Source organism: Streptomyces sp. NBC_00104 (assembly GCF_045160825.1).
In the GTDB taxonomy this organism is placed as follows: Bacteria; Actinomycetota; Actinomycetes; order Streptomycetales; family Streptomycetaceae; genus Streptomyces.
The window spans coordinates 19,401-33,276 of record NZ_CP108215.1; the positions used below are offsets into that span (position 1 = coordinate 19,401).

Genomic DNA, 13,876 nt, shown 5'->3' on the forward strand with positions numbered 1-13,876 from the left:
GGTGCTGTCAGCTCCGCGCTGTCCGTGGGCGGTTCCCTCGTTCGGTCACGTTCGTCACGGTCTCGGCAGGCCGGTGGGATGACCGGTGGGATGACCGGTGGGTTCGTGGCCTCGGCGGTCTTCGTGGGCTGTGCGTGCGGCGCCGTTGCTGTCGCTGCTTGTGACGAGCACGCCGGGCCCGGCCTTGTGCCCTTTCGCCGGCCGGGGATGTCCGGTCCGCCCGGGGCGGGTTGGTCGTCTCACCTGGCCGCGAGGTGGGTGCGGCCAGGTGGTGGGTGGCTCAGTGGTTCATCACGCGCAGGCTGGTGGCCGGGGGTGCGGAAGCCGTCGAGCCGGCCGGGCATTGCCTTCTTGCTTCAGGGCGGTCGGGGACGGGGTCAGCGCCGCCTGGTCGCGCTCCGGGCGGAGTCGGGCGGGCTCGCTCATCGGTCGGGGTGGGGGGCGTGCACGGTGATGTGTGCGCCGGGGCTGAACTTGGCGAGCAGTTCGGCGAGTTCGGCTGCGGCCGTCTCGACGTCGGTGACGGGCATCGGCGCCAGGCTCTCCAGCAGGAAGATGCCCGAGGTGGTCTTCTCGGTGAGCCTCGTGCGCGGGCCCTGGCGCCAGTTCCAGCGGCGGCAGGTCACGCCGGTCTCGTCCCGCCAGATCACTTCGCCGGCGTCGGGGTGTTCGATGACCTCCTCGCCGCCGGTGACGGTCAGGAAGTCCTCGTCGCCGGTGGCGCGTACCAGGCGCATGCCGCCCTGGACGTGGTCGATGTCCTCGCCGCCGACGGGGATGAGGTGGGCGACGCTGATGGCGTTGTACAGGTCGACGAGCAGGTTGATGCGGGGCAGTCCCGCCGGCGACAGGGCTCGTTTCGCCAGCGCCTCCGCCGAGTTGCGGGTGCGGGACGGCTTGGAGCCGAACGCCGTGTAGACCTCGCGCCAGGCGGCGATGTGCGGGTCCTCGTGCGGGGCGCGTCCGTCCAGGCGTACAGCGAGGCGGCGGGCGGCGTCGTCTAGGAGGACGGAGCTGGCATCGGTGCTGGGTCCGTTGGTGAGGTCGTGTGCCTCGACGGCGACGTGCGTGAAGCCGGGCGCGAGGGTGCGCACCTCGTCGGACACGGTGAGCGAGAGGGACATGGCCTGCCTCGGAGTGTGGTGGGGGTCTGTGAGTGGTGGCGGCGGTCCGGGGGCGTCGTGAAGGCGCTCAGGACGGCCGAGCGAGGTACAGCATAGAGGACTGGATAGTTCATTTCATTCGATGTCGGGTCGGGTGTGCGAGCCGGGCGGGGGACCTGTGGGTCCGGGCCCGCTCTGTTCTCCTGCCTGGCCCCTGGTACGGGAGGCGGCCGTTGTCGGTGGTGGTTGGTGTTGTCCCGGGCGGGGCGGCGGGTACCGCTGTCGGTGCTCGGTGGAGGCGCAGCGCGATGGGCACGGTCAGGGCTGTCAGGGCTGTGCGGATGGTGCTGCCGCCGGTGGCGCTGGTTTCGCTGGTTTCGATCACGTCGCTCCTTCAGGGCCGGGGGCCCGGGGGCGGGGTCATGAAGAAGGTAACGGGGGGGACGGTCCGCGGCGCCGGTGCTGCGGGCCTTGGCTCTCGCCGCGCGCGGCGGCCGGCGCCGGGTTCTTTGTGACGGATCGCGTGGTCGGTGTCGTCGGCTGGGGTGCCGTCACCTGGGGCCCGCGGCGAAACCGCTCGTGGATGCGGTGCCCGCGGCCCCGCTTTCGCCCCGGAAGGGGGCTCGTCGTCGCACGCCGGACGGGGCTGGTCATCCGGCGTGTTCAAGTGGGACTCAAGTCGGGTTCGAGAGGGTCTCGAGCCGTCCTCGACCCGACGGCAACCGGGCTGCGAATCGCCCGTAGTAGCGTGATCGATCCGTTCGGGGTGCGTGGGGGTGACCTCCCCGCTCATGCCCTGCAACGTCTGAGAGGGTGGCGGGACTTGACTGAATTCGTGCGGGACGTCGCGAGCATGGGCCGCGAGACCATCGACGTCGTGGGGGCTCGTACCAACAATCTGCGGGACGTGTCGCTGAGCATCCCCAAGGGGCAGCTCGTCGCCTTCACCGGGGTGAGCGGCAGCGGCAAGACCTCGCTGGCCGTCGACACCCTGCACAACGAGGCCCAACTGCGGTACCTGGAGGGTCTTTCGCCGTTCGTCCGGCAGTACATCACCCAGCGCAACCGGCCGAAGGTCGACCGTATTCTGGGGCTCGGCCCGACGCTCGCGGTCGACCAGCGCCGTCTGAACCGCAACCCCCGTTCCACGGTCGCGACGATCACCGGTATCGACGGGCATCTGGGGCTGCTGTATTCGCGGCTTCCCGCGTTGGGCGCGGACCCGGTGGCGGTGAGCGGGGGCGGTCTTCTGACGACCGCGCACTTCGACCGGCACTCGCCGGAGGGGAGCTGTCCCGACTGTCACGGGGTGGGCGGGCGCTGGCAGGCGCAGGAGGAGCTGATCATCACCCGGCCGGAGCTTCCGCTCTTCGAGGGGGCCTCGCCCTGGTTCGCGAAGTGGCGGTCGGGGGAGCACGCGTTCGTACCGGCGCTTGCCGAGAAGCGGGGCGTGGACCTCGGCCGGCCGTGGCAGTCGCTGCCGGAGGAGTTTCGTCACTGCGTGCTGTACGGCACGGGGGACGAGAAGATCGAGGCGACCATCGACATGCCGAACAAGAACGAGACGGCGTCGATGACCTACCGCTCGACCCAGCCGCTGCGGGGCGCGCTCGCCGAGGTGGAGCGGGTGTTCGTGAACGCCCAGACGCCCAGTGCCAAGGAGCGCTATCTGCCGTACATGCGTAAGCAGCCGTGTGCCACGTGCGGTGGCAGCGGGTACGACGAGGTGGCCCGGTCCGTGCGGCTCGGCGGGATGACGTATCCCGGCCTGCTCGGGGTCGAGGTGCGGGAGGTGCGTAGCTGGGCGGAGCATGTGGCGGACGACCTGGGTGCCGGGCAGCGTGAGGTGGGTGAGCCGCTGCTGCAGGATCTGGTGCGCAGGCTCGGGGTGCTCGAGCGGCTCGGTCTGGCCCATCTGCAGCTGTCCCGGAGCGCGGCCACGCTGTCCGGGGGCGAGTTGCAGCGCACCCGGCTCGCGGCGCAGCTCAGCACCGAACTGAGCGGCATCATCTTCGTCCTGGACGAACCCGGGACGGGGCTGCATCCGGCGGACAAGGCGCATCTGCTCGACATCGCCCTGGAGTTGCGCGAGGCGGGCAATACGGTGCTTCTGGTCGAGCACGATCCCGAGCTGATCGCCCGGGCGGACTGGGTGATCGACATGGGGCCGGGGGCGGGCCGCCTCGGCGGTGAGGTCCTGGTGTCGGGTCCGCCGGCCGACGCGGCCGCCCATCCCACGTCGCTGACCGGGCGGTATCTGGCCGGTGACGGGCCGCGGCTGCGGCGCGGGCGCCGGCCGGTCGGGGACGGCACGGGCTGGGTGGAGCTGCACGGCCTGCGTGCGCACAATGTGACCGCGGAGCGGGTGCGTTTTCCTGTCGGCCGGCTCACCTGTCTGACCGGGGTGAGCGGCAGTGGCAAGAGCAGTCTGCTCGGCGCGCTCGGGGCGGGTGTGGAGGCCGCCTTGAACGGGACGGCGACCGACACGGTGCGCAAGGTGACCGGTCTGGGCGGGCTGAGCTGGGTCGCGGTCGTCGACCAGGAGCCGCTCGGCCGGACCCCGCGGTCCAATCCGGCCACCTACAGCAAGGCGTTCGACATCGTCCGCAGGCTGTTCGCCGAGACCGATGCGGCCCGCGGGCGCGGGGTCAGTGCCTCCTGGTTCAGTTTCAACACCGCGGGCGGGGGCCGCTGCGAGACCTGCACCGGTTACGGCCGCAAGCTGGTCGACATGCACTTCCTGCCGGACGTGTGGGTGGTGTGCGACGCGTGCGAAGGCCGGCGTTACAAGCCGGAGGCTCTGCAGATCGCCTACCAGGGGCTGACCATCGATCAGGTTCTGGAGCTGACCATCGCCGAGGCCGTGGAGCGGTTTCCCGCGCCGCGGCAGCTCGCGGAAACGTTGGAGGCCCTGAACCGGGTCGGGCTCGGTTATCTCCAGCTCGGGCAGAGTGCCACCGAACTGTCGGGCGGAGAGGCGCAGCGGCTGAAGCTGGCATCGGCGATCCAGCGTGGCGCGGCAGGCCGCGGCGCCGGTCTGGTCGTGCTCGACGAGCCCGTCTCGGGCCTGCATCCTTCCGATATCCAGCGCATGGTGGACGCACTCGATGTGCTGCTGGACTCGGGCAACACCGTCGTCGTGGCCGAGCACGACATCCCCGTCGCCGCGTCCGCGGACTGGGTGATCGACCTGGGGCCGGGAGCCGGCCCCGACGGAGGTGCCGTGGTCGCGCAGGGCACTGTGGACACCGTCGCCGACGCCGACACCCCGACCGCCACGTTCCTGCGCCGGCACGCCGCCGGCCTGCCGCTGCTGGAGGTGCGGGCGGCGGCCGGCCGGTCCCGGGTGTGAGGACGGGCCCCGTTCAAGGGGTGCAGGGGGTGCTGGGGTTCTGCCGCCGGGTACGGCGTCCGGGCCGGCGGCAGGGATCGTGGTGGCCCGTGGGCGGGGCGCTGGGGTTCTGCCGCCGGGTACAGCATCCGGGCCGGCGGCAGGGATCGTGGCCCGTGGGCGCCGCGCCCCCGGGGTTCGGTGCGTCCCGGGTCCGCCGTGATGTGAAGAGGGGGCCGGAGTGCCGGCCGTCCGACTGCCCGTGAAACAGAAGGCGGGCCGACCCGCCGCGGCGCCGCTCCCCACGACGACCTGTCGCGGCGCCTGCCAATGATCGTCAACAGCAAGGAGTCTCATCCATGTCCGAATTGAAGCGCCGGGGATTTCTCACCGGTGCCGCAGTCGCCGGGGCCGGTCTGGTGTCGGCGGACGTCCTGGCCGGTGCCCGGCCCGCGGCCGCGGCCGCGGCGGGGGCGGCCGGCGGAGCGTGCACACCGGCGTTCGGCTCCGTCACCGTGCAGCCCGGGGACACCCGGTACGACAGTTTCCTGCGCGGGCACAACACCCGTTTCACGGGCCGGCCCGACCAGATAACCATCGCGACTTCCCCCGGCCAGGTCGCCGAGGCGCTCGGCCGGGCCGTCGCGGCCGGTCGACGGGTCGCCGTGCGCTCCGGGGGCCACTGCCTGGAGAACTTCACGGCGTCCTCCGAGGTCAAAGAGATCATCGATCTCTCCCAGATGTCGGACGTCTACTTCGACGAGTCACGGAAGGCGTTCTCCGTGGGGCCGGGCGCGATCGTGGCTCCGACGCAGAACACGCTCTTCAAGGGCTGGGGCGTGATGATTCCCTCCGCGGGCTGCTCGGAGGTGGGTCTGGGCGGGCACATCCTGGGCGGCGGCTACAACTTCTACTCCCGCATGCACGGGATCGCCGTCGATCACCTCTATGCCGTCGAGGTGGTCGTGGTGGGTGCCGACGGAACACCCCGTACCGTCGTGGCAACGCGAGAGGCCAACGACCCCAACCGGGGCCTGTGGTGGGCGCACACGGGCGGTGGCGGCGGCAACTTCGGTGTCGTGACGCGGTATTGGCTGCGTACGCCGGGGGTGGTCTCCACCGATCCCGGCACACTCCTTCCCCGGGCCGGGAATCAGCGGGTCCGGACGGTGCAGTGGTCGTGGGAGTCCCTGTCGCAGCAGTCGTTCACCACGCTCATCCGCAACTACTGCCAGTGGTTCGAGCGCAACAGTGCTCCCGGGGCGAAGGAGACCCAGATCTGGGCCACGTTCTCCGGGTCGCACCGGTCGGCCGGCACGATCGGCCTGATGGCCGGTGTCGAGGACACGGTCGAGGGCGGGGAGGCGCTGCTCGACAGGCTGTTCGCGGACGTCACCTCGGGCGCCGGTGTCAAGGTCGCGTCGGACACGAGGCACGAGCTGCCGTGGCTCGACCGGGACAACTGGTACTGGGGTCCCCCCGGGCGCCAGAAGGACAAGACCTCGGATCTGCGGAAGAGTTACACCGATGAGCAGATAGCGACGATCTACCGCTATCTCAACGACGACTCCATCAGCAATCCGGGCGCCCAGGTGAACCTGGCCGCTCTCGGCGGGAAGATCAACACCATACGCCCGGACGCGACCGCCTATGTGCATCGGGACTCGGTCCTGCGCGTCTATTTCACCCCCGGTGTATGGAGAACGCAGAGCGAGGACGCCGCGCACGTGGCGTGGGTGCGCAAGCTCTACCGGGACGTCTACAGCACGACCGGGGGTGTTCCGGTGCCCAACGACATCAACGCCGGGGCGTACATCAACTATCCGGACGTCGATCTCGCCGACCCGGCGTGGAATACCTCCGACACACCGTGGCACACGCTGTATTACGGAGCGAATTACGCGCGGCTGCAGCAGGTGAAAAAGGCTTACGATCCGCGTGACGTGTTCCGTCACGCACTGTCCATACGCCCCGCCTGATCCGGCATCGGTACGGAGCGCTCACCGGCCGGTTCATGTCCCGGCCGGTGGGTGCCCCGTCTTCGGAGGCGGCGTGGGCGCTCTCGATTCGGTATCCGTTTCGGTTCCGTTTCGGTATCCGTTCCGGTGTCAAGGGCGTGCCGCCACGGGAGCTTTTCTCCGCCAGGTGGAATCGGGGGCTTCACATGAAGCCCCCGATTCTGAATCCCGGACCGTTCGGGGTGTGGCGGGACTGGATGGCTGCGTATGCGTCTGGCGTCGGGAAACCCGCGGCCGGACGGCAGGAGCGGGCCGGGGTGGTCTGTGCCCGTCTCTCGGGGGCCGGCCTTTCTCATGCCGCTGGCCGGTCGCTTTCGGCCGGACCGGCTCGGCCGGGGCTGATACGGAATGCCTTGACAGCCGATGCCGGCCGTGATGTTTGTTTACGCGTAAGAGCACCATGTATCGAGCACCCCGGGAAATACTGCCGGCCGGCCCCGTTCTTTCCGCAGTGGTCCTCATGGCCTCTGCGGTGGTCCGGCCGGTCGAGCGGCCAGGGGCAGGGTGTCGCAGACACGACAGGGAGATCAGAAATGGCTGACAAGCTGTTATCCGGCGTTGACGATGTCGCGGGTTTCTACGAAGGCCTCGGCCAGGTTCTCAACGCCGCCTGGGGCGAGAACCTGCACTACGGCTACTGGGAGGACGACGCCGACGACAGCAGCGTCGAGGTCGCCACGGCCCGGCTGACCGACCTGCTGATCACCCTGCTCGACCCCGCCCCCGGCGCCGCGGTCCTCGACATCGGCTGTGGTGTGGGCAAACCCGCGCTGCAGCTCGTCGCGGCCAGGGACGCGCACGTCACCGGCATCGCCATCAGCGACGTCGAGGTGGAGCAGGCCACCGAACGCGCCGTGGAGGCGGGCCGGTCGGACGTGACCGCCTTCCACAACGCCGACGTGATGGCGCTGCCGTTCGGTGACGACTCGTTCGACGACGCGTGGGCGATCGAGTCGATGCTCCACGTGCCGGACCGGGGCCGGGCGCTCGCCGAGACGGCCAGGGTGCTGCGCCCCGGCGGGCGGCTGGTGATCGCCGACACCGTCGAACGCCCGCCGGTGAGTCCCGAAGGCCGCAAGGTGCTCGACGACATCTGCGCCGCCTACCACGTGAGCCCGTTCGCCACCGCCGCCGAGTACTCCGAGCTGCTGGCCGCCCATGGGTTCGTCGACGTCGAGATCCGTGACATCAGCGACCACGTGGTCCGGACAGGGATGATCATGGCCGATGTCGTCGAGGCCCGGCGCGACGAACTGGCCCGGCTCGACGGCCCGGAACCGGTCGACCAGTACATCGACCTCATGCGCCGCGCGGCGGCCAGCCCGGACAACGGATACCTCGTGATCGCCGCGACGCTGGACCCGGCATCCGGCTCCTGACCTCGGCCTGCCGTGCGGGTGCTGCCCGACATCCCGCTGCGGGTGTCGGGCAGTCACAGTTCGCAGCGCAGTTCGCAGTTCGCAGTTCGCAGTTCGCAGCGCAGTTCGCAGTTCGCAGTTCGCAGTTCGCAGCGTCAGTCGGTGGTGCGGCCGCCGGCTTCCTGCAGTTCCGCCGACGCCTCGCCGGGCTTGCCTGCCTTGCCGGGCTCTTCGGACGCGCCGGCCCTGCCGGCCTCGTCGGCTTCGCCCGCCTCATCGCTCCCGACGACCGCGGGCACCCTGCGCAGGCCCAGCGTCATGAACACGGTCACCACCGTCAGGACCCCGCAGATGACGCTCACCAGCACCATCCCGTGGGTGAACGCCTCCCGTGCCACATCCAGCGCGGCTGTGCCGAGGTCCTCCGGCAGACGGGAGACCTGGTCGACAGCGTTGCCGATGGTGTCCTGGATCCCCGCAGCGGCCTCCTCGGGCAGCCCGGCGGGCAGTTCGCCGGAGACCTGACCGCGGTATGCCGCGTTCCCGATGCTGCCGAGTACGGCGATGCCCAGGCCCAGGCCCAGTTCGTGAGAGGTGTCCGAGATGGCGGAGACCGCTCCGGCCTTCTCCGGCGGCGCGGAATTGATCATCATGTCGGTGCCGAGCACGATGGCGGGACCGACGCCGAAGTTCAGCAGCCCCAGCGCGACCATCACCGTGACCGGCCCGCTGTCGGCACCTGCCTGGGCCAGGACCACGAAGCCGACCGCGGTGATCGCGAGGCCCACGGTCATCACATGCGCCGCACGCGTCCACCGCAGAGCCACCGGGGCGAGCAACGCCCCCGTCACACCCCCGACGCTGCCCGGCAGCGACGCCAACCCGGCCTCCAGCGGCGACAGTCCCACCACCATCTGGATGTACTGCGCCATGAAGAACTGCGATCCCGACATCACGAAGAGGGCGAGCCCCATCGCACCGAGGGATACGGAGAAGGTCCGCTCGCGGAACAGCCCCATGTCGATCAGCGGGTGGGTGAGCCTGCGCTGGCGCACGACGAAGGCCACGCCCAGGGCGAGACCGGCGAGGAGGGCCAGGACGGGGACCGCGGCCATGCCGTCGCCGGCGAGCTTCTTGAGACCGTAGACGGTGGCGAGCAGGGAGAGCACGAGCAGGCCCGCGCTCGCCCAGTCCAGGGGGCCCGGCTCGGGGTCGCGGTACTCGGGGAGCAGCACGGGACCGAGGATCAGCGTGAGCACCATGGCCGGCACGCTCAGCAGGAAGACCGAGCCCCACCAGAAGTGTTCCAGCATCGCGCCACCGACGAGCGGGCCGATGGCGCCGCCCACCAGGAAACAGGCGATCCAGACGCTGAAGGCCACGGCACGCTGCCGGGCGTCGTGGAACATGTTGCGGATCAGCGACATCGAGGAAGGCGTCAAGGTCGCCCCGGCGATGCCGAGCAGCGCACGGCTGACGATCAGCATCTCGGCACTGGTGGAGAACGCCGTCAGCAGCGAGGCGGCACCGAAGCCCACCGCGCCGATCAGCAGCAGCCGGCGGCGCCCGATCCGGTCGCCCAACGTACCCGCGACGACCAGCAGGCTGGCGATCAGAAAGCTGTAGACGTCGACGGCCCACAGCAGTTGCAGACCGCTGGGGTTCAGGCTCGCGTTCAGGTGCGGCACGGCCAGGTGCAGCACCGTGTTGTCGAGGGTGATGAGCATCGCCGGCAGAGCGAGAACACCGAGAGCCGTCCATTCACGTTTTCCGGCGCGCGCGGGGGAAGAGACGGTCGTTTCCTGTGGAGTCATCGAGGAGAGCCCAGTCAGTGAGAGTGAACGTGCCCCCAGACAGGCCGGCCGGCGTCGAGGGCCGGCGATTCCCGGCCTGCGGGCGGGGCCGGAGGGCCGGGCACCGGGGGCGGCGTGACCTGCCGCGGTTCGGTGCCCGGCCGAGGGGGTCCTGCGAGGCCTGGACTACCGGGACTTGATGAACGGCTTGCCCAGCGGTATGCGCTTGGCGCCGGTGGCGCTGTGCACGGCGCTGGCGAAGATGTACATGCCGATGGCGATGAAGAGGAACATGGTGCCGATGCCCACGTAGACGAGCCACGGGTCGTCGGGCTTCGCCGGGTTGTTGATCATCTGGTCGATGGCCTGCTCGATCGACCCGAAGAGGACGAGCAGCGTCGTGGAGACCACCACGAACAGGAACGTGAACGCCTTGGGCAGGCGCAGGGTCGTCAGGGTCAGCAGAATGATCACAATGGCCCAGACGAGGACGAAGTTGGCCGTGGCCCTGCGCTGTTCGATGTTCTCGAATTCGCCCATCCAGTTGTTGTTCAGCGCGATGCTGAGCACCGAGAAGCTCAGCCAGAACGTGCCGAACAGGCCGTACACCGCGGCGAACACCCCGTCTCCCAGGCGCATGGCCCAGCCGGCGGCCATCAGCAGCAGGATGGCGCTGCTGAACACCATGATCGGCAACTGGGCGACCAGGGAGTTGGCCGGGATGCTGACATCCTTCAGGTAGAACGCCAGCGAGAGGGAACCGAGCAGGAAGCCGGCGAATCCCAGCATCGCGGGCTGCGGCGCGTAGAGGCCGGTGGAGGCATCCGGCTTGGGTGCGGCGGAGGTTGCGGGCACGGTCGCCTTGGCGTCACCGACGCCCGCGCCGACCGGGGAGGTGTGGAGTATGTGCTCTGTCTGACTCATCGTTTTCTCCTGGTTCGCGTGTTCCAGTGGTCCTGCTGATGGCTGTGTTGGCCGTGGCGGCCGTGGTGGTCCTGTTGGCTGTGGTGGTCCTGTTGGCCGTGGTGGTCCTGTTGGCCGTGGGGTTCGTTCAGCTCGATCCGGCACGTCCCAGGACCCGGCGTACGCGGGGAATGGCGGCCTGGGCCGGCCATGTCGCCGGATCGGGCAGCTGGGTGGCGAGGTCGGCGAGGACGGGGTACTCGAACAGCAGGTTCAGCGGGACGTCCATGCCCGTGCGCGTGGCGAGCCTGCTGGTTACGCGGCTGGCCAGGATGGAGTGGCCGCCGAGGGTGAAGAAGTCGTCGTCCGCGCCGACGCGGGGGACGTCGAGGAGTTCCTGCCAGATCCCGGCGATCAGTTTCTCCGCCTCGCTCTGCGGGTCCCGGAACACCGCCCGGGCAGCCTCGGAGTCAGGGGCAGGCAGTGCGGAGCGGTCGATCTTGCCGTTCGGGAGCAGCGGGAACTCATCCAGCGTCATGAACACCGACGGGACCATGAAGTCCGGCAACCACCGCCGCGCATGCGCACCCAACACCGCCACGTCCAGCGTGCTTTCGGCATCGGCATCAGCATCGGCGTCGGTTTTGGCGTCGGTGTCGGTGTCGGCCGCGACGATATAGGCGATCAGGCGGGTCGTGCCGGCCGCGCCCTCACCCGCCACGACCACCACCTCGCCGACCCGCCCGTGACGGCGCAGGACCTCCTCCACCTCACCCAGCTCGATCCGGTGACCGCGCACCTTCACCTGACCATCCGCACGCCCCAGATAATCCAGCTGACCGTCCGAACGCCACCGCACCAGATCCCCCGTGCGATACATCCGCCCACCACCGGAGGCGAAAGGATCCGGCAGAAAACGCTCCGCCGTCAGAGCAGCACGCCCCAGATAACCCCGCGTCACCCCCGCACCCGACAAATACAACTCCCCCACCGCACCCAAAGGAACCGGCCGCAGACCCCCATCCAGAACATACGCAGACGTCCCGTCCACCGGCACACCGATCGGCGTCCGCTCATCCCCCACACACGTCACCGCATGCGTCGAATACGTCGTATCCTCACTCGGCCCATAAAGATTGTTCACCACCTCCACCACCGGATGCGCATACAAATCCCGCACCAAACCCGGCGACAAAGCCTCCCCCGCCAAATTCACCGTCCGCGCCCCCGACGGAAAAGCATCCGCCGCCAACAACTCCCGCACCACCGACGGCACCGTATTAACCAACGTCACCCCCTCATAAAACGAAGGATTCACCAACAGATCCAGCACACTCCCCGGCGACAACACCACCGAACCACCCACCGACAACGGCGCAAAAATCTCGAACACCGACAGATCAAAAGACACCGACGTCCCCGCAAGCGTCCCCGACAACTCCCCCGCCGAAAACACCCGACCCGCCCAGCCCAACATCGCCACCACCTGACGATGCTCAATCACCACACCCTTAGGACGCCCCGTCGAACCCGACGTATAAATCACATACGCAACATCATCACCCCCACCCAAAACCGGCGGACGAGACGAAGAGAAAGCACCCCCAGCAAAACCCGGAACGTCGTCCAGAGAACGCAACACCACCGACACACCGGAATCCTCCAGCATGAACGCGACACGCTCCGCCGGATAACCCGGATCCACCGGCACAAAACCAGCACCCGACTTCAACACACCCAACAACGCCACCACCAGATCAGCGGTACGCGGCAAACACACCCCCACCAGATCACCCGGCCCCACCCCCAACCCCCTCAAACCCCACGCCAAACGATTCGCCCGCACCTCCAACTCACCGAACGTCAACACACCATCAACCGCACGCACCGCCACCGCACCCGGCACACGATCAACCTGCGCCTCCACCAACCCACACACCGACACCGGCGATGACGACGCCGGCACCCGCGACACCGACAACTCCCGCCAACGCCCCCACTCACCCCCCGACACCACGCTCAACTCCCCCAGCACCACACCCGAACGCTCCGCCAAAGCGGACACGGTCTCCGTCAGGCGGTCCACGATCAGCTGGGCCGTGGACGTCTCGAACAGGTCGGTGTTGAAGACCAGGTGTCCGGTGATGCGGCCGTCGCGTTCCTCGGCCTGGACCACGAGGTCGTAGGGGGTGGTGCCGATCGGCATCGGTGCGGGGTGCATCCGCAGGCCGGGGAAGTGGTACTGGGGCGGGGTGCCGTTGACCGCGAGGAGTACCTGGAACAGCGGGCTGCGGCTCCGGTCGCGTTGGGGGCGCAGTGCGCGGATCAGTTCCTCCAGCGGAATCCGCTGGTGGCCGCGGATCGCGTTCACGGCGTCCCGCGCCTCGCGCAGGGTCTCGGCCAGCGTGTGGCCCGGGTTCATACGCAGTCGTAGGGGCAGGGTGTCGACGACGTAGCCGACCACGTCTGCCGTGCTCGGGTTGTCGCGGCCGGCGGCCGGGGTGCCGATGGTGACGTCGTACTGGCCGGTGAGCTTGGCCAGGACGACGGACAGTGCTGTGGCAAGGACCGTGAACGCGGTGGTTCCCGCGGCCCGGGCCGCGGTGGTGAGCGCCTCGTGCGGCAGGGCCAGGGGTACTGCGGCGCCGTGGTAGGTCTGCTTCGGGGGGCGGGGCCGGTCGGTGGGCAGGTCGGGTGCCGAGGCGCCGGCCAAGTAGGTTCGCCAGAAGTCGAGTTCGGTGTGTGCGGTCTCCCGCTGCCAGTGCGCGATCTCCGCGTACTGGAAGGCCGCGGGCGGGGGCGGAGCCGGTTCGGTGGTCGGGGACTGGAGTACGGAGCCGTAGTGCACGGCGATCTCACGCAGGAGGAGGTCGAGGGACCAGCCGTCGGCGATCACGTGGTGCAGGCTCATGACCAGGACGTGGTGCTCGGGCGCGACGCGGACGAGCGTCACGTGCCACAGCGGTCCGGTGGTGAGGTCGAACGCCCGCTGGTTCTCGGCCTCGATCACCGATTCCCAGTCGGGAGTGGTGATTCGGGTCAGCGGTACTTCGGGGTCGGGTGCCACGACCTGGGACACGTGGTCCGCCACTTCGCGCAGGGACATGCGCAGGACTTCGTGGCGGTGCGCGAGGTGCCGCAGCGCGGTGTGGAATGCGTCCGCGTCAAGGGTTCCCTCGATGTGGACGGCGCCCCTGATGTGGTAGGCGAGGTTCGCCTGCTCGTCCAGGCGGCACAGCACCCACAGCCGTTCCTGGCCGGGGGACGCTCGGAACACCAGGGTGCCGTCGGGTTCGGGGACCCGGTCGACGACGGGGAGGTGCGGTGCCGGTTGCCTGTCCCCGTATGCGGCTGCTTCTGCGTCGGTGTC

The 13,876-nt window shown here is 69.4% G+C and carries 7 protein-coding genes; 3 read left to right on the plus strand and 4 right to left on the minus strand.

Annotation, left to right across the window (positions count from 1 at the left end; all coding sequences use genetic code 11):
* Positions 1-422: 422 nt before the first annotated feature.
* Entirely contained in the window at positions 423-1,124 is a 702-nt protein-coding gene (locus OG272_RS00100; protein WP_326585357.1) for a phenylalanine--tRNA ligase beta subunit-related protein, read from the minus strand.
* Positions 1,125-1,926: 802 nt separating this feature from the next.
* Between OG272_RS00100 and OG272_RS00105 the strand changes: the two genes are divergently transcribed.
* From OG272_RS00105 to OG272_RS00115, 3 genes are all read left to right on the plus strand, one after another.
* Entirely contained in the window at positions 1,927-4,455 is a 2,529-nt protein-coding gene (locus tag OG272_RS00105; protein ID WP_405892065.1) for an excinuclease ABC subunit UvrA, read from the plus strand.
* Between the two features lie 338 nt (positions 4,456-4,793).
* A complete protein-coding gene (locus OG272_RS00110; RefSeq protein WP_326585355.1) occupies positions 4,794-6,413 on the plus strand; it encodes a BBE domain-containing protein in 1,620 nt (539 codons plus the stop codon).
* A 572-nt stretch (positions 6,414-6,985) separates the two neighbouring features.
* Positions 6,986-7,831: a methyltransferase domain-containing protein gene (locus OG272_RS00115; RefSeq protein WP_326585354.1), complete on the plus strand. Its 846-nt coding sequence runs from the start codon at positions 6,986-6,988 to the stop codon at positions 7,829-7,831.
* A 134-nt stretch (positions 7,832-7,965) separates the two neighbouring features.
* Here OG272_RS00115 and OG272_RS00120 read toward each other — a convergent pair whose 3' ends face one another.
* The 3 genes from OG272_RS00120 to OG272_RS00130 all read right to left on the minus strand — a co-directional run bounded on the left by OG272_RS00120 (position 7,966) and on the right by OG272_RS00130 (position 13,783).
* A complete protein-coding gene (locus tag OG272_RS00120) occupies positions 7,966-9,624 on the minus strand; it encodes an MFS transporter (protein ID WP_327726197.1) in 1,659 nt (552 codons plus the stop codon).
* 165 nt (positions 9,625-9,789) lie between these two features.
* Complete coding sequence (locus OG272_RS00125; protein WP_327726198.1) at positions 9,790-10,527, minus strand: GPR1/FUN34/YaaH family transporter; 738 nt, start codon at positions 10,525-10,527, stop codon at positions 9,790-9,792.
* 127 nt (positions 10,528-10,654) lie between these two features.
* Complete coding sequence (locus OG272_RS00130) at positions 10,655-13,783, minus strand: non-ribosomal peptide synthetase (RefSeq protein ID WP_405892067.1); 3,129 nt, start codon at positions 13,781-13,783, stop codon at positions 10,655-10,657.
* Positions 13,784-13,876: the final 93 nt, after the last annotated feature.

Excerpts from the sequence above, each read along its gene's own strand:
- OG272_RS00100 (WP_326585357.1), bottom strand. The coding sequence starts at position 1,124 with ATGTCCCTCTCGCTCACCGTGTCCGACGAGGTGCGCACCCTCGCGCCC.
- OG272_RS00110 (WP_326585355.1), top strand. The coding sequence starts at position 4,794 with ATGTCCGAATTGAAGCGCCGGGGATTTCTCACCGGTGCCGCAGTCGCC.
- OG272_RS00115 (WP_326585354.1), top strand. The coding sequence starts at position 6,986 with ATGGCTGACAAGCTGTTATCCGGCGTTGACGATGTCGCGGGTTTCTAC.
- OG272_RS00120 (WP_327726197.1), bottom strand. The coding sequence starts at position 9,624 with ATGACTCCACAGGAAACGACCGTCTCTTCCCCCGCGCGCGCCGGAAAA.
- OG272_RS00125 (WP_327726198.1), bottom strand. The coding sequence starts at position 10,527 with ATGAGTCAGACAGAGCACATACTCCACACCTCCCCGGTCGGCGCGGGC.